Source organism: Ruegeria sp. C8 (assembly GCF_056537565.1).
The window spans coordinates 1-23,596 of record NZ_JBQFRV010000007.1; the positions used below are offsets into that span (position 1 = coordinate 1).

The window sequence follows — 23,596 nt, forward strand, 5'->3', positions numbered from 1 at the left end:
TCAAAGACAAATGATCCCGCAAAAAACCAGACAATAACGTCCGACCCTCAACTTCACCGCTCACAGACATGCCATTCACAGTCAGCGATATTTTCATCACATTTTCCTCCCTTAAATCTGTAGCTCAACCGCCCAAAACGCGCTTGAGCCAGCCTTTCTTTTCGGTTGCCTCTTCCGCTTGTTGTTCGGGTTCAGCTGCCGCTTCGTCGGCGGGGGCCTCAGGCTCGACCTCGACCGCACTTTGGAAATTCTGAAAGAACTGATCCGCCATTTTTTTGGCGAAACCGTCCACGACACGCCCGCCCAGTTGGGCCAGCTTGCCGCCCACGCGTGCATCAACATTGTAGGTCAGCAAGGTGCCTTCGGGGACATCGGACAGCGTGACATCTGCTGCGCCCTTGGCAAAACCGGCAGCGCCGCCCTTGCCTTCGCCCGACAATTTCAGGCTTTCGCCGGAAATCATGTCGGACAGGGTCACTTTCCCTTTGAACGTGGCTTTGACGGGGCCGACTTTCTGCACCACGGTGGCATCGAACCCGTCCTCGGCTGTGCCGGTCATCTCCTGGCAGCCAGGGACGCATTCGCGCAAAACATCTGCCGACAGCAGGGCATTCCAAACCTCGGACCGGGACGCGGCTATTGTGCGGCTGTCATGTAACTCCATGTCACTCCTCCAGAGTTTTTTCCAACCTAGGGCGTCGGGGCCACAAAGCATATGCGACCTTGGGCGTAGTCAGCGCAGTTCCGGAGGGGTATGCGTCAGCCCGTAATCCGCGAAGATTTTGGCGATGCGGCCATCCTGAAGCGCCGCATAGATCGCGTCATCGACCGCATAGCTGAGGCCGCGATAGGCAAAATGCACGGCCACGCCGCTGGTCCAGGTGCTGACGGCAAAGCCGGGCAGCGGAGGGGTGTGGATATCCAGTTCGGGGGTCAGGCCAGCCTCAAGCTGGGCGCGGGGGCCCATCGCGGCCATCGTTTCACCTGCGGCCAAAGCCTCCATTGCCTGACCTGCGGTTGGGAACCGGCTGACATTCTGCGACAATTGCCCGCCGGGAAAAGACGACAGGTAGAAATCGGCAATCGAATCGTTTTCGACCGCGACGGTGTCAAAACGGAAATAGGCCGGAACCGGAGGGTCTTCGGAATAGGCATCGCGGCGAAAGGCGATGGCGATTTCCTCGTCATGATACTGGCCGGTGAACACCACCTGTTCGACCCGGCAGGCAAACTCGCTGTCATAGGGAATGTGCAGCATGACATTGGCCACGCGCCCATTGATCAGCGGACCTTTCCAGACCCAGTTGCGCAGATCGGCCTCTAGGTTTTCACCGGCTGCGACCAGATTGAACCGGGGCTCGACCCCCAGATCCTGTGCGATCAGCTTGCCGATTTCGATGTCCACGCCCTGTATTTTGCCGTCCTTCTCAAAGGACCAGGGCGCGAAGTCTTCATAGGCCGCGAATTCGATATAGCCGCGTTCGACAATGGTATCGAGGTCCGCGCCGACGATATCGCGACTGGCATTCTGGGGTTTGGGTTGGGGCACATGGTCTTCACACCTGGCCAGAGCCGACCCGGCGTATAGGGCGGCGACCAACAGGGAGAAAATGAAATGGCGTCCGATCATGTGCCCCAGTCTGCCGTTCTATTGCGCGGCAGACAATCCGATAGTCAGCTGCTCCGCCGCTTGTGCGAAATCCGGGGCCTCGCCCGAGATCAGCACCGCAGCACGCAGGGCCACCGAGTCGGCCACAGGCGCGCCCGAGCCGGTTTCGATTGTGCCCGCGATCTCGGTCAGTTCGGTTTGCAAGGCGGCTGTGTCCCCTTCCGCACCTTCTGCCATAGCAGCCAGCTCGTCGCGGATTTCCTTCAACCGGTCCGAATGATCGTCCAACGCGCCGTCATCGGGGCGGGTTTCGATATAGGTGCGGATGGCCCAGGCGGCTTTTTGGCCCAACAGATCACCAAAGGCGGGCATCTTGGTGATACCGTTCTGGGTATAGCCCTCGCGGAAGCGTTCGATATACCATTCGTCGCCGTATTCTTCGGCCTCGAGGTAGCGCAGGTCGGGGGCCAGGCCCCCAGATACAACGCCCAGACCGTGGCAGCGTGCGCAGTTCTGGTTGTAGCCGGAATCGCCGATTTCGATTGCAGCCTGCCAGACCTCTTCGCCCTGATCGCGATAGGGGTTCTCGATCAGCCATTCCTCGCTCACGTCGGGAAGGGCATCCGTATTTACCGGCTGGGGCGCGACATCACCATGTGCCAGCGCCATCCCCGCTGTCACCGTTGCCGCAAGCGCCGCGCTGTAAAAACCAAGACGCATCTCATCCTCCTATTGAAGCTTTCCCCGGTCATAGCGCAGGCAAATACATCGCGACATTCGACCTTGGTTGCAGATGAGCAAAATCTGCGACTAAGGTCGAATGGCTTTCCCATTTTCGACCGGCTTTTACTTTTAGGCCCGGGGAGGAGGCGCAGAATGTTCAGATTTTCTTTTGTTCTTGCAGCCTTGGCGCTTGCATCTGGCGCTGCGCAGGCCGAGGTCGCGATTTCAGTGACCTACCTGCAGCAAGAGGTTGAGCGCCCTCCCGTGCTGTCCAACCTAGATCCAATTCCCGAAGATCTGGGCATGGCGGGGGCCGAACTGGGTCTGGCAGACAATCTGACAACGGCTAAGTTTCTGGGGCACAAATATGATTTGACGGTGACCATGGTGCCCGAAGGTGGTGACTGGGCGCAAGCCGCGCGGCAGGCCTTGGCCAATAGTCCCTTCGTCATTCTGGATGCGCCTGCGCAAGCGCAGCTTGAGGTCGCCGATCTGCCCGAGGCGGCGAGTGCGGTGCTGATTAACGCCTCGGCCCCCGATCTATCGCTGCGCGAGGCCGAGTGCCGCGTCAACCTGTTGCACACCTTGCCATCGGACGTGATGCGCACAGACGCTCTGGCGCAGTTCCTCGTCAAACGCCGGTGGGATGAGATCGTCCTGATCGCGGGTGAGCATCCGGGGGATCATGCCTTCGTCGAGGCGCTGAAATACTCGCTGCAAAAGTTCCGGCTGAAGCTACAAGCGGAAAAGACATGGGTTTTCGATGCCGATCTTCGGCGCAACGCAGCGCAAGAGGTGCCACTGTTTACGCAGGACTTCGGCGATTATGACGTGCTGCTAGTCGCTGATGAGCTGGACGATTTCGGCCGCTACATCCCCTTCAACACATGGGAGCCGCGCCCCGTTGCTGGGTCAGAGGGCTTGCAGCCCGTCACTTGGTCGCGCGTGGTCGAACAATGGGGCGCCGTGCAGATGCAGAACCGGTTTGCAGATCAGGCAGGGCGGGCGATGCGCCCCAAGGATTACGCCGCATGGGCGGCCTACCGGGCGTTGGGCGAGGCGGTGACGCGTACTCAATCAGATGATCCAGTGGTTCTGCGCGACTATATCCTGTCGGATGATTTCGAACTGGCGGGCTTCAAAGGCCGCGCGATGAATTTCCGTGCCTGGAACGGCCAGTTGCGGCAACCCATCCCTCTGGTCACGGATCGCGCCGTGGTGGCGATGGCTCCGCTCGAGGGGTTTTTGCATCAACGCACCGAACTGGACACGCTGGGCATTGATGAAGCCGAAAGCCAGTGTCAGGCATTTAAGGAGTAACAGCGATGAGACTAGCAGCACTTCTGGCAGCGACCGCGCTCTGCGCTCCGGCCATTGCGGATGAAATCTGGATCAGCAATGAAAAGGACGACACGCTCAGCGTGATCGACATCGAAACGCTTGAGGTGATCCGCACCATTGAGACCGGCGAGCGCCCACGCGGGATCACGTTTTCCAAGGACTACTCAGTTCTGTATATCTGCGCGTCCGACAGTGACTCGGTTCAGGTAATGGACCCCGAAACGGGCGAGATTCTCCATGACCTGCCCTCGGGCGAGGACCCCGAACAGTTTGTGCTGCACCCAAATGACAAGCATCTCTACATCGCCAACGAGGATGACGCGATCACCACGGTGGTGGATACGGAATCGCGCACGGTGATTGCGCAGATCGACGTGGGGATCGAACCCGAAGGGATGGCCGTGTCGCCCGATGGCAAGATTGCCATCACCACGTCCGAAACCACCAATATGGCCCATTGGATCGACACCGAGACACAAGAGCTGTTCGCCAATACTCTGGTCGATTCCCGCCCGCGCCATGCCGAGTTCCTGAAGGACGGGACCGAGCTGTGGGTCAGCTCAGAAATCGGCGGCACCATCACCGTGTTCGACGTGGAAACCCAGACCGAAAAGGCCAAGATCGAGTTCGAGGTCGAAGGCGTCCACCCCGACCGGGTGCAACCCGTGGGTTTTGAGCTGTCCAACGGCGATGAGACAGCCTTTGTCGCGCTGGGACCGTCGAACCATGTGGCGGCGGTGAATGCCGAAACCTATGAGGTTGAGGATTACATCCTCGTGGGTCGCCGCGTCTGGCACATGGATTTCAACGCCGACAAGTCGCTGCTGTTTACCACCAATGGCGTGTCTGGCGATGTGACCGTGATTGATGTGGCCAAGCGCGAACCGATCAAGACGATCAAGGTTGGGCGTTTCCCCTGGGGCGCGGCCTTCCGTCCGACCAACTGACACGATTGAGGAGACTTAAGAGATGAAGCGACTGATATGCGCGGCCGCGATGTTGGCTATGGCTTTGCCCGCTGCGGCTTTGGCCGACGATGATGATGACGACGGCTTTGGTCTGGCCGGTATCCTGTCGGCCAAGAACAAGGAAGACCTGCCTCCGATCATTCTCTCCGCCGGTGTCCCCTTGGCCGAGGCCCCGTGGGAGCTGAAATCCGGCACCTATTATGAGTTCGAAATTCAGGGCGACGGCAGTCAGGAACTGGCTCTGGTCGGGCCTGAGTTCTTCCGCGCGATCTGGGTGGATGAGATCGTTGTCGAAGGGTTGGAAATCAGACCTCTGGGTGTCGATTCCGTTGAGTTTGACGAGGCGGGCGAGATGGAAATAGGCTTTGTCGCGATCAAGCCGGGCAGCTACTATCTGAAAGTACCGGGCAGCACCGGCGAAACGCAGCGGCTGGAGATTACCATTAAGTGACAGGGCTTTCGGTCCGCAATGTCAGCTACGCCTATGGCGACAAACGCGCCCTTGATGACGTGAGCTTTCACGTCCCGCAGGGCGCGTTTTGCGCGTTGCTGGGGCCTAATGGCGCGGGGAAATCGACGCTGTTTTCCTTGTTGACCCGCCTGTTCACCACCGCGCAGGGGGTGATTGAGGTGGCGGGGTTCGATATCTCGAAACAGCCCCGTCAGGCCTTGGCGCAGATCGGGGTCGTGTTTCAGCAGCCGACGCTGGATCTGGACCTCACTGTTCATCGCAACCTCAGCTACTTCGCCGCTTTGCATGGCCTGTCAGGTCGCACAGCCGAGAGCCGCATCGCCGCCGCTTTGGAACGTCTGGATATGGCCGAGCGCGCAAGCGAACGCACCCGCGATCTGAATGGTGGCCATCGCAGACGGCTGGAGATCGCGCGTTGCCTGATCCATTCGCCCTCGGTCCTGTTGCTGGACGAACCGACAGTGGGGCTGGATGCCGCCGCCCGCAGTGCCATCACCAAACATGTGCATGATCTGTCGTCGCAAGATGGGCTGACCGTGTTATGGGCCACCCATCTGACCGATGAGATCACCCCGGACGATCAGCTTGCCATTCTGCATCGAGGCAAGATGCTGAAACAAGGCACCTGCCGCGACATCACGGGTGACCAACCCCTGCAACAGGTGTTTCTGTCGATGACCGGAGCCTCCGCATGACCGGTGCGCTGATCGCCCTGCGCGCGATCCTGATCCGCGAGGCGCTGCGATTTGTCCTACAGCGCAGCCGGTTCATCGCCGCTTTGGTGCGCCCACTGGTCTGGCTGATCGTCTTCGCCGCCGGGTTCCGCGCGGCCTTGGGCCTGTCAATCACGCCGCCCTATCAGACCTATATCACCTATGAGATATACATCGTGCCGGGCCTGTGCGGCATGATCATGCTGTTCAATGGAATGCAAAGCTCCCTCAGCCTTGTTTATGACCGTGAGATGGGATCGATGCGGTTGCTGCTGACCAGCCCTCTGCCGCGATGGTGGCTGTTGTTCTGCCGCCTGCTGGCCAGCACCACGATCTCGATTCTGCAGGTCTATACCTTTTTGGCGGTGGCCGCGATCTACGGCATTGATATGCCCTGGTACGGATATCTGTGTGTCCTTCCCGCACTGATCATTGCCGGGCTGATGCTGGGGGCGCTAGGTCTGGCTTTGTCCTCGGCCATCAAGCAGCTTGAGAATTTTGCGGGGGTGATGAACTTTGTCATCTTCCCGATGTTCTTCCTGTCCTCGGCGCTCTATCCGCTGTGGAAGATGGCCGAAAGCTCGGCCCTGTTGCGTGATATCTGCGCGCTCAACCCCTTTACCCACGCGGTCGAACTGATCCGCTTTGCGCTCTATGGTCAGTTCAACGGCCCGGCTCTTGGTTGGACCTTCCTTGCCGGTCTGGCCTTTCTGGGCCTCGCGCTGTGGGGCTATGACCCGGCCCGTGGGATCAAACGCCACGGTCGCTAAACCGTCTACGACCATGGCAGAGGTGAAATGCGCCGCCCGATGCGCTAGTATGCCTTTCAAACGGAGGGTTCTTTCATGATCCGTATCGCGATTGCATTGTTGTTTCTAAGCACAGCCGCTTCGGCCCAGACGGTCGAGGATGAGTACGGCACGCTCAACCCGCAGGACACGGGCTTTGGCCGCGTCATGAGCAATATTGACAATGGCGTCACCGATATGACGACCTGCGCGACCGGCTACTACATCACCAAGTCCGGCCGTCACGAGATGGCGCGCAAGCTGTTCGAAAGCTGCGCCAATGCCGGGTATACCGGCGCGATGACATGGATGGGGCAGCTGGACAATAACGGGCTGGGCGGAGACTATGACCCCGATGCCGCCGCCGCCTGGGACAAACGCGCCGCTGATCTGGGCGATCCGGTGGGCAAGTTCAACTACGGCCTCAACCTGCTGCGCGGCCACGGGGTGGCGCAAGACCCCGAGCTAGGCCGCGCCTATGTCGATGAAGCCGCCCGAGACGGCCTGAAAATCGCCAAACGTCTGCAAGATTCTGGCTATGATCCGAATGAGGTCACGCCGGACGCAGATGAGTGGAAATACGCGCCTTTGTTTTGAGCTGAGTGCGCTGACGTAGCCAGGCACTGGTAAAAGGCGCGGGTGCCAGATGGTGCGGCGTTTCGCAAGTCGAGGCCAAACCTCTGATCAGTCGATCACAACCTGCGGTAACCAGTGGCTGTCGGGATCGGCCTCGTGGATGTCTGCCTCGGATACGGGCCTCAGATCTCCGTCTTCGGGTGGGGCCGATAGGATGCCCATATCCATTTCGTGCAACTGTCCGATCAGGCGGTCGCCATCGCGCTGCAGGCGGTAGTAGACCCCGTTCCACATATCAATGCCGTATTCGGTGGCGCCCTTGTGGATAAACAACAAGTCGTATTCCAGATCGGTCAGATCGTCGTCGGAGACCTCGCGCCGCAGAGGATAAGGGTAGGGGACATGGCACCAGTGTTTGTCCGCCCCCTCAAGACAGCGAAACGGGCGCATGGACAGGAAATGGTCCGCGAAGGGGCCTGCTCTCAGGTTGATCTGATAGGCTGCGGTGTCTCCGCGTGGTTCGAAAGACACGTTTCCGATCAACAGCTTGTTGCCGTCTCCGTCGATCAGAGAAATGGCCTTCTGCCCCGACAGAGGATCGGCCAGCGCAGGCTGCGTGCAGATCAAAGCCGTAGGTATTAACCAAGTGAAAAGCCGCCGCATCATCGCCTCGCGCGTCAAAAAAGATGGCCCAACCTAGTTGAAATCGACCGTTTGCGCCCTACGACCAATGTGCAATTCCAACACCGGTGCCCGCCTGCGAATAATACTCTCGCCAACAATCCCGACGCGTCGGAGATTCGGCGTGGAGGAAAGACATAAGTCTAGGGAGGATACCGATGAACCGGTTTATCATGGCCGCCGCTGCGAGCATTGTCGCAACCGGCGCAGCCTATGCAGAAGTTACCGAAGACGATCTGGCCAACGACCAAACGATCACCACTCAGGTTGTGACCAATGGTATGGGACGGCATTTGCAGCGCTACAGCCCGCTGGACATGCTGAACAAGGACAACGTCAAGAACCTGCTTCCGGCCTGGGCCTTCAGTCTTGGCGGAGAGAAGCAGCGCGGGCAGGAAACCCAGCCGCTGATCTATGACGGGATGATGTATATCACCGGGTCGTATTCACGCCTTTACGCGATTGATCTGGAGACCGGCAAAGAGGTCTGGCAATACGATGCCCGCCTTCCCGAAGGCATTCTGCCCTGCTGTGACGTGGTCAACCGGGGTGCTGCCATCTATGGCGACAAGGTAATTTTCGGCACGCTGGACGCGCGGATCGTGGCGCTGAACAAGGACACGGGCGATGTGGTCTGGCGCGACAAGATTGCTGACTACAAGGCAGGATATTCCTATACGGCTGCCCCGCTGATCGTTGATGGCCTTGTCATTACCGGCAACTCGGGCGGTGAGTTCGGCATCGTTGGCGCGGTTCAGGCCCGGGACGTCAATACCGGCGATCTGGTTTGGGAACGCCCCGTGATCGAAGGCCACATGGGCACGCTGAATGGCGAAGAAAGTACCATGACAGGTGAGCTGAACGCAACCTGGCCCGGTGACATGTGGAAAACCGGCGGCGGCGCGACCTGGCTGGGCGGCTCTTACGATGCTGACACCGATACGCTGGTCTTCGGCGCAGGCAATCCGGCCCCGTGGAACAGCTGGCTGCGCAATGCGGGCACCCCCACCGAAGGCAACAAGGGCGACAACCTCTATGCCGCCAGCCGCATCGGGATCGACCCCAAGACCGGCGAGATCAAGTGGCATTTCCAGACCACCCCGCGTGAAGGCTGGGACTATGACGGTGTGAACGAAGTGGTCGCTTATACCGACCGCGAGGGCAACCAGCGCTACGCCACTGCCGACCGGAACGGGTACTTCTACGTTCTGAACCGTGAGGATGGTGGGTTCGTCTCGGCGACACCTTTCGTCAAGGACATCACATGGGCCGACGGAATTGATGAGACCGGACGTCCGATCTTTGTCGAAAACAATCGCCCCGGTGATCCGGCCGCTGCGGCTGATGGCAACAAGGGTGAGGTCATCTTTGCCTCGCCGTCCTTCCTGGGCGGCAAGAACTGGATGCCAATGTCGTTCTCGCAGAACACCGGCAATTTCTATGTGCCATCGAACGAATGGGGCATGGATATCTGGAACGAGCCGATCACCTACAAGAAAGGTGCCGCCTATCTTGGCGCTGGCTTTACCATCAAGCCGAACTACGAAGATCACATCGGCTCGCTCAAGGCCATCGACCCCGATACCGGCGAGTGGAAGTGGGAATATAAGAACGACGCTCCGCTGTGGTCGGGCGTGATGACCACAGCTGGTGGCCTGGTGTTCTTCGGTACCCCCGAAGGCGAGTTTATCGCGCTGGATGACGAAACCGGTGAGAAACTGTGGTCGTTCCAGACCGGTTCCGGCATCGTCGGTCAACCTGTGACCTGGGAACAGGATGGCGAGCAATATGTCTCGATTATCTCCGGCTGGGGCGGCGCGGTTCCGCTGTGGGGCGGTGAAGTGGCCAAGAAGGTCAACTATCTGAACCAGGGCGGTACCTTGTGGACATTCCGCCTACCGAAAGAGCTGGCCTCGGCGAACTGAGGCGGGTTCTGACCCCAAAGATCGCGCGCTCGGAATCCGGGCGCGCGTTTTCTTTGGTCTACGACCTTCCGCCAGTAGGCGTATGCTGACGGTGTTGCTAGACTCAGAGCAAAGAGAGTTTCAATGCAAAGGCGACCTTGATGCTTGCAGAACCCGCCAGACAGACCGACTTTGAGAATGTTCTGATTGTCGACGATCATCCGTTGTTCTGCGACGCCTTGTCGATGACCCTGCGCAGCGTGGCCGAGATCGGCGAAATTCACACCGCAGACCGTTTGGAAAACGCTATGGAACTGGTGGCCAAAGGGCTGAAACCGGATGCGGTGATGCTGGACCTGAACCTGCCGGATGTGGATGGCCTGGATGGTCTGGTGCGCTTGAAATCCGCGGCGGATGCGCCGGTGATTGTTGTGTCCTCGCTGACCGACAACCGTGTGATCAGCCAGGTGATCAAGGCAGGAGCATCGGGATATGTGCCCAAGCACAGCCAGCGCGATGTGTTCCGCACCGCGTTCGAGACGGTGCATGCGGGGGGAATCTTTGTCCCCGATGGCTGCGTTCTGATCGAAGATGAGGAAGAGGATGAACATAGCGATGCGGTCAATCGGCTTGCCGCGTTGACCAATCAACAGGGCCGCATCCTGCAACTGATCTGCGAGGGCAAGTTGAACAAGCAGATCGCTTATGACCTGTCGATTGCCGAAACCACGGTTAAGGCGCATGTCACTGCAATCATGCGGAAACTTGGCGTTCAAAGCCGCACTCAGGCGGTTCTGATTGCCAAGAAAGCATCCTTTGCCAGCGTATTGCAAGAATAGGGTCAGATACTCTAACCTCTCAGCAATCGTCGGGCTTTAGGGAGGAGTCGCGATGAACCAAGCATTCGGATGGGCCAGCGCCCAGTCCGTCAAGCCAGGCATCGTAAAGACGGCATTTGCGGAATGCAGCGCCGACAACGCAGTCAGGGAACTGTCCAAGTCGCTGGGGGATGACCCCATGGCGCTTGTTATTCTGTTTGTCAGCCCCAATGCCGATCCTAAGGCGGTGATCGCCGAGGCTGAACAGGAATTTGCGCCCACGATGGTGGTCGGATGCACCACCGCCGGAGAGCTTGCCGAAGGTGGCTATAACGAGGATCAAATCGTCGCGCTTGCCTTGCCGCGCTCACATTTTGAAACGCGCACCATTCTGGTACCGGATCTGGATGTTTTTAGCGCGCAAGACATCATTGCCGAAATGATCCACAACCGAACGGCAATGACGCGCAGCTTTCCCGCTTGGGAAAACGAATTCACATTCCTGATGATCGACGGGCTGTCCACGAAAGAAGACGAACTGACATCCGAGTTGGCGATGGGGTTGGGGCCGGTGCCTTTGTTCGGTGGGTCAGCCGGCGACGGGACCGAGTTCGGCCACACCTATGTTCTGCATGGATCACAGGCGTTGGAGAACGCGGCCATTTTGGTGCAAGTGCGAACCTCTTGCCCGATCAAGGTGTTCAAGACCGATCACCTTGTTCCGGCCGCGCATCGCATGGTCGTGACCAAAGCCGACCCGGTCAACCGCATCGTTCAGGAAATCAACGCGGAACCCGCAGCGCGGGAATATGCGCGCATCCTTGGCAAAGACCCCGAACAGCTGACCCCCTTTACCTTCGCGGCCCATCCGGTCGTCGTCCAGATCGGAGGTCAGCACCATGTGCGGGCCATTCAGCAGGTCGCGGGCAATGGCGATCTGGTGTTCTTTTCAGCCATTGATGAGGGGCTGGTTCTGACCCTGGCCGAACCGCGAGACATGGCGGTGCATCTGCGGGAAGAGATCGCAGCGCTGAACGAGAAGCAAAAACCCGATACGATCCTGGCCTGCGACTGTATCCTGCGGCGGCTCGAGGCGCAGGAGAAACAGAAGACGCACGAAATCTCGCGCATTCTGTCGGACAATCATGTGGTCGGGTTCTCGACCTATGGTGAGCAGTTCAACTCGATCCACGTCAATCAGACGATGACCGGGGTGGCGATCTATCCGCCCAAGGACGACTAGCGGATGATCGAGCATCTGACCGACCCGCTGGATCCGATCGAGCGCCAGAATGAAAAACTGCTGAGGATCGTCGAGGCGCTGATGCGCCGGGTCGAGGAATCTACCGATGCCTCGGGTGCTGCTTATGCGCAATTCCAGCGCGCCGCTGTGTTGGAACAAGAGATCCGCACCCGCACTGATGATCTGGAGCGCGCTCTGGACCTGCTGAACGCGTCCAACGCGCAATTGGCCAAGGCCAATGAGGAGACCGAAGCTGCTCGGGCCAATTTGGCGAACGCGATCGAGGCGGTGAAGGATGGCTTTGCCCTGTTTGGGCGCGATGAAAAACTGGTGCTGTGCAACAGTCGCTTCGGGTTGCACATGCCCGATATCCAGGGCCGGCTGAAACCAGGTCTGCGTTTTACCGAATATGTCGAGCTTGTCAGCCGATCGAGCTCTCTGTTGCTGCCGGAAGGGGTTACGCCTGTGGACTGGGCCGAACTTCGGCTGACGCGTCATGCGGATGACCATGTGGTGTTCAATGTGGGCCTGAGCGGTAATCGCTGGATGCAGGTCTCGGAGCATCGCACGAAAGATGCAGGCACTGTTATCCTGCAGACGGATGTGACCGATATCATGCGGGTCGAGCGGCTGGAGCGCGACCGCATCTTGGATGACAAATCGCGCCTGATCCGCGCCACGCTGGAACATATCGACCAGGGCGTTTGTATCTTCGACAACAAGCACCGATTGATTGGCTGGAACAACCGGGCCAGCGAGCTTCTGGCGATTCCGGTCGGGCAATTCCAGATGGGCACGCAGTTTGAAACGCTCTATGACCGGCTCGGTTCGAATATGAGTTTCCAACCGGGGATGAGCTGGGGTGATTTGTCCGACTGGACTAAGCGGCACACCTCCCGGCGTCCCTTGCGGTTTCTGTTGCATCGGGGGCGGTCGAAAATCCTGTCTGTCTTTGCGCAGGAAATGCCCGACAAGGGCTATGTGATTTCATTTACCGATGTGACGGCAGAACGAAAATCGGCGCAGGCGCTTCAGGACGCCAAGGAATTGCTGGAAAAGCGGGTTGAAGCGCGCACCGTTGAACTGGCCGACGCGCTGGGTGAGGCGGAACGGGCAAATGCGTCAAAATCCCGATTTGTTGCCGCCGCCAGTCATGATCTGCTGCAACCTCTGTCCGCCGCCAAGCTTTATGTGGCTTCGCTGAAAAACGGGTTGGATCAGGCGGAAACGCATGATGTGGCCACAAAGGCGGAAAGTGCGCTCAACAGCGTGGAGCATATCCTTGAGGCTCTACTGGATATTTCGAAATTGGATTCCGGCAGCGCGACAGTCCACCTCTCGACCGTATCGGTGGGTGACATGTTCAAACAGATGGAAGACGCTTTCCGCCCGGTTGCACAGGCCAAAGGATTGGAATTGCGGGTGGTGCCGACCAGCGCGCTTGTGGCCAGTGATGCCAGCTACTTGCGGCGCATCCTCCAGAACCTCCTGTCCAACGCAATCCGCTATACTGATACCGGCAGGGTTTTGGTCGGGGTGAAGCGTCGCAAAACCCGCGTGTCGATCGAGGTACTGGATACTGGAATAGGCATCGCCGCCGATCAGCGCGACATGGTTTTTCAGGAATTCAAGCGGGTGCAATCCGACGCAAGCGCCGCCGAAGGTATGGGTCTTGGTCTCGCCATCGTCGAGCGCGCCTGCGGGTTGCTCAACCACCCGATTCATCTGCGCTCCGAGTTGGGAAAAGGCACGGTGTTTTCCGTCGAAATCCCTGTGGTGCAGGACCAAGGGCAGTTCAGTGAAGGCCGTCCCGCTGCTGCCGACAGGAAAACGGGTCAACTGGCGGATATGATCGTTTTGCTGATTGAAAATGACGCAAATCTCAGAAATGCACTGATGCTAACGCTCGAGTCCTGGGGCGTTCATGTGCTGGAATGTAGCAGTGAGGATCAGGCCGTGGACCTGCTGCGCGAGATCGGTATCACACCCGATGCGATCGTCGCGGACTACCAGCTGGATAGCGGAAAAACCGGGACTGAGGCGGTGCGTCGGATCAGTGCGGAATTCAGCGATGTGCCCGCCTGCATCATCTCGGCCAACCGCTCTCCTGAAACAGCGGAAGAGTGCAAGGCGAACGGGTTGGAGTTAATACACAAACCCATCGACGCCAAAGAGCTTAGATACCAGTTGGTCAGCTTGATTTCGCTTTGATCCCTGCACGGGTCTGCTCGCGGACCGTGATAGCTGAATCTTGACGTTGATGGTGCTGAAGATCGACCCGCGCTGAATGAAGGACAGTTGGGTCGCCGAATGCGGTGCCGGTTCGATCATGGGGAGTGATGCATTGCGTGGTGTGAATTGGTGTTTGCCGAAATGGAGTATTCTGGCGCGATTCTCTTTTGGTAATTTTTGGTGAATAAAATCGCATTTAAGTTAAGAACCATTGAGTGTTTATGAGTATCTCACTAGGGTGCGCGCCATGACCCAGACAACGAAAACAATCGGTACGACCTGCTATCGCCATCTTGGCAATGAAGGGCTGGAAACCGCCAAGTTCGATGATGAAACTTTCCTGCGGGTGTCGTCCGAGGCTATCAGCAATTTGACCTCAACCGCCTTTGCGGATGTCTCGCATCTGTTGCGCCCCAGCCATCTTGCCCAGCTACGCGAGATTCTCGATGACACGGATGCTTCGGCCAACGATCACTACGTGGCGCTGGAACTGCTAAAGAACGCGGTGATCTCTGCCGAGCGAGAATTCCCGAGCTGTCAGGACACTGGAACGGCCGTTATTCACGGTAAGAAAGGCCAGAACGTTCTGGTCCAGGGCGATCTGCATGCGGCGGTCGAGCAGGGGGTCATGGACACCTGGGAAACGCGTAACCTGCGTTTTTCGCAAATGGCCCCGCTCAGCATGTACCGCGAACATAACACCGGTACCAACCTGCCCGCGCAGATCGACATCGAGGCCCTCAGCGGGGATGCTCTGGAGTTCCTGTTCATGGCCAAAGGAGGTGGCTCGGCCAACAAGACGTTTCTGTATCAGGAAACAAGGCGACTGCTGGAACCCGAGCGGATACTGGCATTCTTCGACGAAAAGATACGGACTTTGGGTACGACGGCTTGCCCGCCATACCATCTGGCGATTGTCATTGGGGGGCTTTCGGCTGAACACTGTCTGAAAACGGTCAAGAAGGCCTCGGCCAAGGAATTGGATGATCTACCCACGACCGGTAGCCCCGATGGGCGCGCCTTTCGCGATCAGGAGCTTGAGGCGCAGATATTGGAGCTGACCCGCAACATGTCGCTGGGTGCCCAGTTTGGCGGAAAATATTTCTGCCATGACGTGCGCGTCATTCGCCTGCCGCGCCACGGAGGAAGCCTGCCGGTTGGTATGGGTGTCAGCTGTTCGGCGGATCGCCAGATCAAGGGGCGAATCGACCGGGATGGGATCTGGGTTGAGCAGTTGGAACATGATCCGGCTCGGTTCCTGCCCGCGCAGGATGTCGCGGCGCAATCCGCAACCCGGATCAACCTGGACCAGCCGATGGATGGTATCTGTGCCGAATTGTCCAAGCTGTCCGTTTCAAGCCCGGTTCTGCTGTCGGGCACCATGATTGTCGCGCGCGATCTGGTGCATGCCGAACTGGCCCGGATGATCCGAGAGGGTCAGGAGTTGCCGGACTACATCCGCGATCACCCAGTCTACTACGCGGGCCCGGCCAAGACGCCCGAAGGGTATGCCTCAGGCTCGTTCGGGCCAACCACAGCCGCGCGGATGGACCCTTATGTGCCGGAACTGCAAGCGCTGGGCGCGTCCCGTGTGATGATCGCCAAGGGCAATCGTGCGCCCTCGGTCGTACAAAGCTGCAAGGAGCATGGCGGGTTCTTTCTGGGCTCGGTCGGCGGGGCGGCGGCAGTTCTGGGCAAGGACGTCATCAAAAACATCGAAACGCTGGATTTCCCCGACTTCGGGATGGAGGCCGTCTTTCGCATAAAAGTCGTGGATTTCCCGGCATTTGTGATTATTGACGACAAAGGAGGAGACTTCTTTACCCGCAAACCAGCCTTCTAGCGCACAGGAGCCGCAATGCCGCCAACTTCCGACAAGATCACCCTGCGCCAGTTGCAGATATTTCTGGTAGCGATCGAGACGCGCAGCTTTGTGCGTGCGGCTGAGCGCCTGTCACTGACCCCGCCTGCGGTGTCGATGCAGATGAGCCGGTTGAGCGAGGAATTCGGCGCGCCGCTGTTCGAGAAATCCGGCCGCTCAGTAATCCCGACCGAGGTTGCAACGGCCTTGGTGCCCTATGCCGAACGCATGACCGAAACGCTGGCCGAGGCGGTCGATGTTGTGCAGATCATGCAGGGCAAGCTGGACCACCGGGTTCGGGTGGCCATGGTGACCACTGCGCGCAATTTCGGCCCACATCTGCTGGCGCAGTTTCAGCAGGAACACCCGGAATGCGATCTACAGTTCAAAATCGCCAACCGGCGCAGCGTGATTGAGATGCTGGATACCGATCAGATCGACCTTGCGCTCATGGGTCGCCCGCCGCGCCGGATAGAGACAACGGCGCATCAATTCGCGAAACATCCCTATGTTTTGATCGGCCACCCGGATCATCCGCTGGTGCGCTCCAGACGAATCCGACGCTCGGACTTGCCGCACCATCAGTTCATCGTCCGCGAACGGGGGTCGGGCACGCGCATGGTGCATGAGTTCTTTTTCTCGGACTCGGGCCTGCCGCAGCCCAAGGCGCAGGAAATGGACAGTAATGCCAATATCAAACAGGCGGTCATGGCGAATATGGGGCTGGCCTTCATCTCGGCTCACACGATCGCGCTGGAGGCGATGGCCGGAAAGCTCAAGATCCTGAATGTCGAAGGCATGCCGGAATATCGCGACTGGTTCGTTCTGCATATGCGCAACAAACCCCTGCGTCCGGCGGCGCGGTCCTTTCGGGATTTCGTCGATCAGAAAGGCCCGGCCTTTATGGAGGATTTCTTCAAAGACGCCGGGATTGCAACATAGATTGCGCCCGCGCCACGATGGGCGGGTCGATCATTTTGCCATCTAGCATGACAGCGCCCAGCCCCTGCTGCGTGGCCTGATCAAACGCCTCGACCACGCGGGTTGCCTGTTCGATCTCGGACGCGCTGGGGTTGAAGACCGCGTTAACGATTTCGACCTGACGCGGATGGATGCACAGGACGGCGTCGAAGCCAATCGCGCGGCCAAGATCGACGCAGGCGCGGAAACTGTCCATATCGTGGATCTCGGCAATGCTGCCCGGTAGGCCGATGGCCTTTAGGCTACCCGCCTTGGCTGCATGGATCAAGGACTGCGCCGGGCCTTTCAGCGCCTCGATTGAAGGCGCATGGCCGCAATCGGTCGAGAAATCCTCAGTCCCGAATGCAAGCGCGGTCAGCCGAGGGGTTGCTTTTGCGATGCTCGCGGCGTTCATCAGCCCTTGGGCTGTTTCGATCAAGGCAATCAGTTTGATCTGACCCTCGGGCAGTTTGGCCTGTCGCTCCAGCATCGACAGATAGTCCGCCACCAGATGCAGATGGTCGGCCCCGATGACCTTGGGCAGCATGATCGCGTCGACGCCGGGCAGGATGGCAGCCTCAAGATCGCGGACGCATTCGCCCAGATCGGTATTGACCCGTATCATAACCGACACATCACGGGCGGTCAGCACAGAGACCGCCTCTGCCAACCCGTCCCGTGCGGCCTGTTTGCGGTCGCGCGGGACGCTGTCCTCAAGGTCCAGCAGGATCGCATCCGCGCCCCGTTCATGCGCGCGGGCGACTAGCTCAGGCCGGTGCGCCGGAGTGAACAGGTAGGACCGGATCATGCGGCTGCGGTCTCGGCGAATTCGGACCGAATGGTATCGGTATGTTCGCCAAGCGCGGGCACACGGCCAAAGCGCGGTTTTTCCGGATCAAAGCTGTGGCGCACGGGGGCCGCGACCAGATGCGCCTCGTCCCCGTTTTCCAGCGTGACCGGCGTACGGCGCAGCTGCGGGTGTTCGGCAAAGGTGCTGACCGAGTTCACGGCCCCATAGGCGATGGCTGCCGCGAACAGCTTGCCTTCCAGCTCAGACCGACTGTGACCGTCAAAGAACTCAGCGACGATGGCATCCAGTTCGGCGCGGTTGGCGACCCGTTGGGCGGCGTCGCAGAACCGGGGATCGGTTGCCAGATCGGGCTGTCCGATGACATCGGCGCAGAGGCGTTTCCACTCGCGTTCGTTCTGGATCGAGATCGCCAGAACCTCATCATCCTTGGTGGTAAACCCACCATAAGGCGTGATGGACGGGTGATGCAGGCCAACCGGCTGAGGCGCTTTGCCCGCATAAACCGTATGCATCAAAGGCACGGTCATCCAATCGGCGGCCGTGTCGAACAGGGACAGCTTCACCGCGCTGCCCTTGCCGCTGATGCTGCGCGCGATCAGAGCCTTCTGTATGCCGATGATCGCGTTCATGCTGGCACCGATATCGCAGACCGAAACACCAATCCGGCCGGGATGTCCGGGCGCGCCGTTGACCGAGACCAGCCCGCTTTCGCATTGCACCAGAAAGTCATAGGCCTTCATGTCGCTGTACCGTCCATCCTCACCATATCCGCTGATATCGCAGGTGATCAGGCGCGGGTTGCGTTTGCGCAAGACATCCTCACCAAACCCGGCGCGGGCAATGGCGCCGGGGGCGAGGTTCTGGATGAACACGTCCGCCTCGTCCAGAATACGGTGCAGCAGGGCGGCATCCTCGGGGTGTTTTATATCCAGACACAGGCTTTCCTTGCCGTGATTGGCCCAGACGAAATAGGACGCCGAGCCTTTCACCGCGCCATCGTATTTGCGGGCGAAATCGCCAGTATCGCGCTCGATCTTGATGACGCGCGCGCCGCCCTGGGCAAAGTGGCACGACGCGAGGGGGGCAGCGACGGCCTGTTCCAAAGATACGACCAGCAGGCCTTCATAAGGTTTGAGTTGGGTATCGGTCATGCGGCAGCTCGTGTGTTCAAAAGCGCAAGGGTGCGGTGCATTTCGTTGGCGACGATGGTCATGCCTTCGTCAAAGCCCATGCCGGGTTTGACCAGCACGCGGTCGGGCCGGGTGGCCATGGCGGCATGCAGGCAGGCGTGGGCCGAGATATCGGTCTCGTTACAGGTGCCGCCCTGATACGCCGCGACACCATTGGCTTTGCAGTAGAGCACCGCGTCGACCGTATTGTGCAGCGATCCCAGATCAGGGGTCTTGATCTGAACCATGTCACAGCAATCGGCATCGACGAAATCGACAACGTCCTGATAAGTGTTGCACCATTCGTCAGCCACGATTTTCACGTTGCTGCCAAGCGCCTGCAGAGACGCCCGGATGTCGCGCAGCAGGGTGATCTGCCCATCTTTTGAACCCGCATCGGCAGGCCCTTCGATATACAGATCAAAAGGGGCGGCGCGCTGTTCCAGCGTTGCCAGATAGTTGGCAATCTTCACCGCGTCATTGTCAAAGATCATGCCCACCGTACCGTAGACGTCGATATGCAGTACCGGATGATAGCTCTCATCCGTGCGCAGAGCTTGAATGCGGCGCGACAGCCATGTGACGTATTCGGCCAGTTTCCCGCCAGTCTGGCCCAGTTTCTGGGGGATGTTGTTGATCAGGCCATGAGGTAGGGCGTCGACCTGTTTCAGCACCATCTTGTCCACGGCCTCATAGCGGTTGTCGCCGCTCTGCCCAAACAGGCGCAGAGGGGCCGCGATGGCCTCAAGCCCCCATTCGTCGCAGATGACTTCGAATTTCATCTTGCCTTTGGCAATCGACGCCGCCGACAACAAAGCCTGCGACAGGCCATAGCGCACGGCGGTGTGCAGAGGCTGGCCGTCGACGACAAGCTTGTCGAAGAATTCCGCGCTTTCGCGGAAGTTTCGCACATCATGCCCAATCAGCTGTGGCGTCAGATGTTCCTGCAGGAACGGAATGACAGAGGAAGCCAGAAACAACGGATCGCGTCCGGCGGCTCCGGAATATTGCACGGCCGCGCAGTCGCCCTCGGCGATCTGGCCGTTTTCCAGCTCCAAAAGGATCGAGACACTTTCCCCATATTGCCGGACGCGGGCGAAGCCGTCGGTCAGGGCCTGCCCGCAATAGACGAACCCGTCCTGCTTGGCCCCCTGTTTGATCGCCGCCTGGTCGTCGAAATAATACGAGGCCAGCCCCGGCGCGAAAACAACGTTCTTGATCTTCATGACTATCTCTGTGCGTTAGGCGGCGACCGAAGGCCGGCCGATGAGTTTGCTGGCCGAGATGGCGCGGACGTCGTCGACCACCATGTCAAAGGACACCTCGCGCCCCTCGGACCGGGCGCGTTCCGCGATGCGGTCCCGGTGGAAGGCCATGACGTCCTTGGGTAGCGGTACATTTCCGGTCTCAAAAATCCGCAGCGCGCCGTGGTTGTCTCGGACCGGTGTCAGTTTGCCCGCGTTCCCGATGGCGGGGGCGAAGGGGATATCCATGACGCCGCTCTCAAAGGCCAGAACGGCGCCGCGTGCGATGTCGCCCTTGCCCAGTTTTAGGACGGCGCGCATGACGGCGTGAACCTCGGCCTCTATCACCTCGACCTCGGTCAGGATTTCGTTGCCGTCATTGCGGTTCTGATCCGCGATCATGTTGACCATCTGGCGGGTTGCCTTGAGCCCAGCCTGGTTCGCCTCAAGCGAGGGGATGCCGCTGGCCTCATGCGGTGTTTTCACGATGATCTTGGTGGCCCGCGCCTGTTTCGCGGCCAATGCGCCCAAACAGATCACGGCGGTCGCCTTGGCCTCATCCTCGGGGAAGCCGCCCATCCACTGGTGAAACACGGTGGTCAGTTGGTAGTCGTCATAGCCGGCGTTCTGGAAATAGTGATGCCCAAGCCGCCGTAGCGACCGCAGTGCAGCGACGTCCTGCACCAGATTGCCCGCCTGACCATAACCCAGCGTGATACAACGCACACCTTGTTCCAGCGCCAGCAAGCCTTCGATGATCGCGACCACATGCGATACGAAAGGCGGTACCAGGGTCCCGGTCAAAGGGCCGAAGGGTTCGCGGTTGATGCGGATACCGTGTTCTTCGAACCGGCCCACCAGGCGGTCGCAATATTGCCAATGGCGGATCGACTGCTCTAGCGGAATGTTCTTTGCGTAAGGGACGTTATAAGAAATTCCGCCGCCCTCGTAGGACGAAAAACCCGAGCTGAGCGTGACCTCAGCCAGCAGGCGTGCATCCGGTGTGCCGTGCCGCACCTGAATGGGTCTTGAAACGGCGTCGACCAGTCTTGTACAGCCTTCCACACCATGGTTGACCGCTGGGAACCCGTTCAGCAGCGAAGTGCCTGCCGCGCGGGACCGGTCGATGCCATTCTGCGCTTCTTCATAGCGGTTGTGACGGGAATAGGCGTCGATGGTGGTGGGCAGCACATCGCAATAGGGGGCCAGCCCCTCCATCAGCGCGGTGTGTTCGCGCTGCAGCGCAACGCCCGCACGGGGTTGCAGCAGAGTCTTGCCGGTTTCATCCGCATCCGCCAAGGCTGCCGAGAACCGCTTTTCCGAGGGCAGCGCATGCTGACGGGCAAGGCCCGCGTCAAAATCCACCCCGGCACCAGTGTGCCAGGATTGCAGAACGCCCTCACGCTCGGCGTCGAAAACGGAATCGGGCAGCTTGGAATTCGTGATTTCTGGCGTGCCGGTCATGTCACCATCTGCCTTTGCTAGATTGCGGCCCAATCGGCGAACTCTGGTGCGAAAGCGCCCGAGTTGTGCCCGATATTCGGAAGACGGTTCATGTCGATGTCGTTTTTCAGCAGTGCCACGACCTCGTCGATATTGGCTGAGGCTGGGAAGACGCGGTCATAGCCCATCTCTTTGAAACGGGTGACTACGGTCGCGAAATCCTGTTTGCCGATTACGAGGTTGCCACCGACGTATAGCAGGATGTTCCCGATCCCAGCAGCCTCGCACCGGTCGCGCAGGCCCTGGCAGTCGATCTCACCGTGCCCGTAGATGGATGAGACAAGGATCGCACCGGCTTTTTCAGCAAGGGCCGCGGCGACGAATTCAGCTTGGCTGACCATGACCCCAAGGTTCACGACCTCGATCCCGGCCCGGGTCAGCAGGCTGTCGAGGATCTTGTTGCCTACGGCGTGGCAATCTGCGCCGATCACTCCCAAAACAACTTTATGCGTGGTGCTGGCGTCGAACATGTCTCGCTCCTCCTGTGTCGCGCTTTGGGGTGTCGTAGCCGTGATTCTAAAAAGGGTAAACAATAATGATGAACAATAAAAAATAGATAAGTAAAAATTACCTAATGTGCATCAGGCCGCTGTTAGAGCTTGAAACGCCAAAACGGCGACACTCTGATGGCATCTGTCGCATCTGAGATAGCTTCTGTCCGAAATCGACACTGAAAACGGGGGCGACCTGGGTGCATAAAGTAAGCTGCAACGAATAGGAGCCTACATGCGATTCTCGGCGCTGCGACTTTTCAAAGAGGCCGTGACCGGCCACAAGGGCTGGGGTCCGCAATGGCGCGACCCAGAGCCTGCTGATGCTTATGACTATGTGATCGTGGGTGGTGGCGGCCACGGACTGGCCACAGCTTACTATCTGGCCAAGGAATTTGGTGCCGCGCGCGTCGCGGTGCTGGAAAAAGGCTGGATCGGCGGCGGTAATGTGGGTCGGAACACGACGATCATCCGCTCGAACTACCTACTGGACGGGAATGAGCCGTTCTACGAGTTCTCGCTGAAGCTGTGGGAAAACCTCGAACAGGACTTCAACTATAACGCCATGGTCAGCCAGCGCGGTATTCTGAACCTGGTCCACACCGACGCACAGCGGGATGCGGCGCGGCGGCGGGGCAATGCGATGATCCTGAATGGATCCGACGCCGAGCTGCTGGATACCGCAGGCGTCCGGGCCATGTATCCGTTCCTGAATTTCGCTGACGCCAGGTTCCCGATCAAAGGCGGCCTGCTGCACCGTCGCGGCGGCACCGTGCGCCACGACGCGGTGGCGTGGGGATACGCGCGCGGCGCGGACATGCGCGGCGTGGATATCATTCAGAACTGCGAGGTGACGGGTTTCCGCATTGAAAATGGCAAGGTTCTGGGGGTCGATACCACCCGCGGCTTCATTGGGGCCAAAAAGGTCGGTGTCTCTGTTGCGGGCAGTTCCAGCCGCGTGATGGAGAAGGCGGGGATGCGCCTGCCGATCGAAAGCCACGTGTTGCAGGCCTTCGTCTCAGAGGGTCTGAAGCCGTTCATTGACGGCGTCATCACCTATGGGGCGGGGCACTTCTACTGCAGCCAGTCCGACAAAGGTGGTCTGGTCTTTGGTGGCGACATCGACATGTACAACACTTACGCCCAACGCGGGAACCTGCCCGTGGTCGAGGATGTGATCGAAAGCGGTATGGCGCTGATCCCGGCACTTGGGCGTGCGCGTCTCCTACGCAGTTGGGGCGGGATCATGGATATGTCGATGGACGGCTCTCCGTTTATCGACAAGACGCATATCGACGGGCTCTATTTCAATGGCGGATGGTGTTACGGCGGGTTCAAGGCCACGCCCGCCTCTGGTTATTGCTTTGCGCATCTTCTGAAAACCGACCGTCCGCATGAAACCGCCACGGCCTACCGGCTGGACCGGTTCATGACCGGTCACATGATCGACGAAAAAGGGCAGGGCGCCCAACCAAACCTGCACTGAGAG

22 protein-coding genes and 1 pseudogene are annotated in these 23,596 nt (G+C 59.2%); 13 read left to right on the forward strand and 10 right to left on the reverse strand.

Features of this window, described 5'->3' with window-relative positions:
- The 4 genes and pseudogenes from ACR0KL_RS10770 to pedF form a co-directional block, all read right to left on the reverse strand.
- Positions 1-97: pseudogene (locus ACR0KL_RS10770) on the reverse strand ((2Fe-2S)-binding protein); the annotation flags it as partial.
- A 27-nt stretch (positions 98-124) separates the two neighbouring features.
- Complete coding sequence (locus tag ACR0KL_RS10775) at positions 125-664, reverse strand: SRPBCC family protein (protein ID WP_170378677.1); 540 nt, start codon at positions 662-664, stop codon at positions 125-127.
- A gap of 69 nt (positions 665-733) precedes the next feature.
- Positions 734-1,630, reverse strand: a complete 897-nt coding sequence (locus ACR0KL_RS10780; RefSeq protein ID WP_170675950.1) for a transporter substrate-binding domain-containing protein — start codon at positions 1,628-1,630, stop codon at positions 734-736.
- Positions 1,631-1,648: 18 nt separating this feature from the next.
- Positions 1,649-2,329: a cytochrome c-550 PedF gene (pedF, locus tag ACR0KL_RS10785; protein WP_170675949.1), complete on the reverse strand. Its 681-nt coding sequence runs from the start codon at positions 2,327-2,329 to the stop codon at positions 1,649-1,651.
- A 156-nt stretch (positions 2,330-2,485) separates the two neighbouring features.
- Here pedF and ACR0KL_RS10790 point away from each other — a divergent pair, with 156 nt between their 5' ends.
- The 6 genes from ACR0KL_RS10790 (at position 2,486) to ACR0KL_RS10815 (ending at position 7,211) form a co-directional block, all read left to right on the forward strand.
- Positions 2,486-3,652: an ABC transporter substrate-binding protein gene (locus ACR0KL_RS10790; RefSeq protein WP_170675948.1), complete on the forward strand. Its 1,167-nt coding sequence runs from the start codon at positions 2,486-2,488 to the stop codon at positions 3,650-3,652.
- 5 nt (positions 3,653-3,657) lie between these two features.
- Positions 3,658-4,620, forward strand: a complete 963-nt coding sequence (locus ACR0KL_RS10795) for a YVTN family beta-propeller repeat protein (RefSeq protein ID WP_170675947.1) — start codon at positions 3,658-3,660, stop codon at positions 4,618-4,620.
- 22 nt (positions 4,621-4,642) lie between these two features.
- The gene (locus ACR0KL_RS10800; RefSeq protein ID WP_170675946.1) at positions 4,643-5,092 is read left to right on the forward strand and encodes a cupredoxin domain-containing protein; all 450 of its coding nucleotides are present in this window, start codon (positions 4,643-4,645) and stop codon (positions 5,090-5,092) included.
- Positions 5,089-5,808, forward strand: coding sequence for an ABC transporter ATP-binding protein (locus ACR0KL_RS10805; protein ID WP_170675945.1), 720 nt, complete (start codon positions 5,089-5,091; stop codon positions 5,806-5,808). The genes ACR0KL_RS10800 and ACR0KL_RS10805 overlap by 4 nt, the downstream gene beginning before the upstream one ends.
- Positions 5,805-6,596 carry an ABC transporter permease gene (locus ACR0KL_RS10810; RefSeq protein ID WP_480777012.1) on the forward strand — a complete coding sequence of 264 codons (792 nt, stop codon included), beginning with the start codon at positions 5,805-5,807 and terminating at the stop codon, positions 6,594-6,596. Before ACR0KL_RS10805 ends, ACR0KL_RS10810 begins: the two co-directional genes overlap by 4 nt.
- A 75-nt stretch (positions 6,597-6,671) precedes the next feature.
- Positions 6,672-7,211 carry a sel1 repeat family protein gene (locus ACR0KL_RS10815; RefSeq protein WP_170675943.1) on the forward strand — a complete coding sequence of 180 codons (540 nt, stop codon included), beginning with the start codon at positions 6,672-6,674 and terminating at the stop codon, positions 7,209-7,211.
- A gap of 87 nt (positions 7,212-7,298) precedes the next feature.
- Here the strand turns inward: ACR0KL_RS10815 and ACR0KL_RS10820 are convergent, their stop codons facing one another.
- Positions 7,299-7,853, reverse strand: coding sequence for a hypothetical protein (locus tag ACR0KL_RS10820; protein ID WP_480777013.1), 555 nt, complete (start codon positions 7,851-7,853; stop codon positions 7,299-7,301).
- A gap of 176 nt (positions 7,854-8,029) precedes the next feature.
- Here ACR0KL_RS10820 and ACR0KL_RS10825 point away from each other — a divergent pair, with 176 nt between their 5' ends.
- From ACR0KL_RS10825 to ACR0KL_RS10850, 6 genes are all read left to right on the forward strand, one after another.
- Positions 8,030-9,796 (forward strand): PQQ-dependent methanol/ethanol family dehydrogenase, encoded by a 1,767-nt coding sequence (locus ACR0KL_RS10825; RefSeq protein WP_170658879.1) that lies wholly within the window; start codon positions 8,030-8,032, stop codon positions 9,794-9,796.
- Positions 9,797-9,936: 140 nt separating this feature from the next.
- A complete protein-coding gene (locus ACR0KL_RS10830; protein WP_170378656.1) occupies positions 9,937-10,614 on the forward strand; it encodes a response regulator in 678 nt (225 codons plus the stop codon).
- A 52-nt stretch (positions 10,615-10,666) separates the two neighbouring features.
- Positions 10,667-11,836 carry an FIST N-terminal domain-containing protein gene (locus ACR0KL_RS10835; RefSeq protein ID WP_170675941.1) on the forward strand — a complete coding sequence of 390 codons (1,170 nt, stop codon included), beginning with the start codon at positions 10,667-10,669 and terminating at the stop codon, positions 11,834-11,836.
- Between the two features lie 3 nt (positions 11,837-11,839).
- The gene (locus ACR0KL_RS10840) at positions 11,840-14,047 is read left to right on the forward strand and encodes a hybrid sensor histidine kinase/response regulator (protein ID WP_480777014.1); all 2,208 of its coding nucleotides are present in this window, start codon (positions 11,840-11,842) and stop codon (positions 14,045-14,047) included.
- 268 nt (positions 14,048-14,315) lie between these two features.
- Entirely contained in the window at positions 14,316-15,911 is a 1,596-nt protein-coding gene (locus tag ACR0KL_RS10845; RefSeq protein WP_170675939.1) for a FumA C-terminus/TtdB family hydratase beta subunit, read from the forward strand.
- Between the two features lie 15 nt (positions 15,912-15,926).
- Positions 15,927-16,871: a LysR family transcriptional regulator gene (locus tag ACR0KL_RS10850; RefSeq protein ID WP_170675938.1), complete on the forward strand. Its 945-nt coding sequence runs from the start codon at positions 15,927-15,929 to the stop codon at positions 16,869-16,871.
- Here ACR0KL_RS10850 and ACR0KL_RS10855 read toward each other — a convergent pair.
- The 5 genes from ACR0KL_RS10855 to glmS are packed head-to-tail and all read right to left on the reverse strand — an operon-like array spanning position 16,846 to position 22,086.
- Positions 16,846-17,697, reverse strand: coding sequence for an HpcH/HpaI aldolase/citrate lyase family protein (locus tag ACR0KL_RS10855; RefSeq protein WP_170675937.1), 852 nt, complete (start codon positions 17,695-17,697; stop codon positions 16,846-16,848). The two genes, ACR0KL_RS10850 and ACR0KL_RS10855, sit on opposite strands and share 26 nt — an antisense overlap.
- On the reverse strand, positions 17,694-18,851 hold the full coding sequence (locus ACR0KL_RS10860; protein ID WP_480777015.1) for a CaiB/BaiF CoA transferase family protein: 1,158 nt from the start codon (positions 18,849-18,851) through the stop codon (positions 17,694-17,696). Before ACR0KL_RS10860 ends, ACR0KL_RS10855 begins: the two co-directional genes overlap by 4 nt.
- Positions 18,848-20,095, reverse strand: a complete 1,248-nt coding sequence (locus tag ACR0KL_RS10865; RefSeq protein ID WP_480777016.1) for a methylaspartate ammonia-lyase — start codon at positions 20,093-20,095, stop codon at positions 18,848-18,850. The genes ACR0KL_RS10860 and ACR0KL_RS10865 overlap by 4 nt, the downstream gene beginning before the upstream one ends.
- A 15-nt stretch (positions 20,096-20,110) precedes the next feature.
- Complete coding sequence (locus ACR0KL_RS10870) at positions 20,111-21,577, reverse strand: methylaspartate mutase subunit E (RefSeq protein ID WP_170675934.1); 1,467 nt, start codon at positions 21,575-21,577, stop codon at positions 20,111-20,113.
- A 17-nt stretch (positions 21,578-21,594) separates the two neighbouring features.
- Positions 21,595-22,086: a methylaspartate mutase subunit S gene (gene glmS, locus ACR0KL_RS10875; RefSeq protein ID WP_480777017.1), complete on the reverse strand. Its 492-nt coding sequence runs from the start codon at positions 22,084-22,086 to the stop codon at positions 21,595-21,597.
- 256 nt (positions 22,087-22,342) lie between these two features.
- On the opposite strand from glmS, the gene ACR0KL_RS10880 reads away from it, so the two are divergent.
- Complete coding sequence (locus tag ACR0KL_RS10880) at positions 22,343-23,593, forward strand: sarcosine oxidase subunit beta family protein (protein ID WP_170675932.1); 1,251 nt, start codon at positions 22,343-22,345, stop codon at positions 23,591-23,593.
- Positions 23,594-23,596: the final 3 nt, after the last annotated feature.

Excerpts from the sequence above, each read along its gene's own strand:
- ACR0KL_RS10775 (WP_170378677.1), bottom strand. The coding sequence starts at position 664 with ATGGAGTTACATGACAGCCGCACAATAGCCGCGTCCCGGTCCGAGGTT.
- ACR0KL_RS10780 (WP_170675950.1), bottom strand. The coding sequence starts at position 1,630 with ATGATCGGACGCCATTTCATTTTCTCCCTGTTGGTCGCCGCCCTATAC.
- pedF (WP_170675949.1), bottom strand. The coding sequence starts at position 2,329 with ATGCGTCTTGGTTTTTACAGCGCGGCGCTTGCGGCAACGGTGACAGCG.
- ACR0KL_RS10790 (WP_170675948.1), top strand. The coding sequence starts at position 2,486 with ATGTTCAGATTTTCTTTTGTTCTTGCAGCCTTGGCGCTTGCATCTGGC.
- ACR0KL_RS10795 (WP_170675947.1), top strand. The coding sequence starts at position 3,658 with ATGAGACTAGCAGCACTTCTGGCAGCGACCGCGCTCTGCGCTCCGGCC.
- ACR0KL_RS10800 (WP_170675946.1), top strand. The coding sequence starts at position 4,643 with ATGAAGCGACTGATATGCGCGGCCGCGATGTTGGCTATGGCTTTGCCC.
- ACR0KL_RS10810 (WP_480777012.1), top strand. The coding sequence starts at position 5,805 with ATGACCGGTGCGCTGATCGCCCTGCGCGCGATCCTGATCCGCGAGGCG.
- ACR0KL_RS10815 (WP_170675943.1), top strand. The coding sequence starts at position 6,672 with ATGATCCGTATCGCGATTGCATTGTTGTTTCTAAGCACAGCCGCTTCG.
- ACR0KL_RS10820 (WP_480777013.1), bottom strand. The coding sequence starts at position 7,853 with ATGCGGCGGCTTTTCACTTGGTTAATACCTACGGCTTTGATCTGCACG.
- ACR0KL_RS10825 (WP_170658879.1), top strand. The coding sequence starts at position 8,030 with ATGAACCGGTTTATCATGGCCGCCGCTGCGAGCATTGTCGCAACCGGC.
- ACR0KL_RS10830 (WP_170378656.1), top strand. The coding sequence starts at position 9,937 with ATGCTTGCAGAACCCGCCAGACAGACCGACTTTGAGAATGTTCTGATT.
- ACR0KL_RS10835 (WP_170675941.1), top strand. The coding sequence starts at position 10,667 with ATGAACCAAGCATTCGGATGGGCCAGCGCCCAGTCCGTCAAGCCAGGC.
- ACR0KL_RS10840 (WP_480777014.1), top strand. The coding sequence starts at position 11,840 with ATGATCGAGCATCTGACCGACCCGCTGGATCCGATCGAGCGCCAGAAT.
- ACR0KL_RS10845 (WP_170675939.1), top strand. The coding sequence starts at position 14,316 with ATGACCCAGACAACGAAAACAATCGGTACGACCTGCTATCGCCATCTT.
- ACR0KL_RS10850 (WP_170675938.1), top strand. The coding sequence starts at position 15,927 with ATGCCGCCAACTTCCGACAAGATCACCCTGCGCCAGTTGCAGATATTT.
- ACR0KL_RS10855 (WP_170675937.1), bottom strand. The coding sequence starts at position 17,697 with ATGATCCGGTCCTACCTGTTCACTCCGGCGCACCGGCCTGAGCTAGTC.
- ACR0KL_RS10860 (WP_480777015.1), bottom strand. The coding sequence starts at position 18,851 with ATGACCGATACCCAACTCAAACCTTATGAAGGCCTGCTGGTCGTATCT.
- ACR0KL_RS10865 (WP_480777016.1), bottom strand. The coding sequence starts at position 20,095 with ATGAAGATCAAGAACGTTGTTTTCGCGCCGGGGCTGGCCTCGTATTAT.
- ACR0KL_RS10870 (WP_170675934.1), bottom strand. The coding sequence starts at position 21,577 with ATGACCGGCACGCCAGAAATCACGAATTCCAAGCTGCCCGATTCCGTT.
- glmS (WP_480777017.1), bottom strand. The coding sequence starts at position 22,086 with ATGTTCGACGCCAGCACCACGCATAAAGTTGTTTTGGGAGTGATCGGC.
- ACR0KL_RS10880 (WP_170675932.1), top strand. The coding sequence starts at position 22,343 with ATGCGATTCTCGGCGCTGCGACTTTTCAAAGAGGCCGTGACCGGCCAC.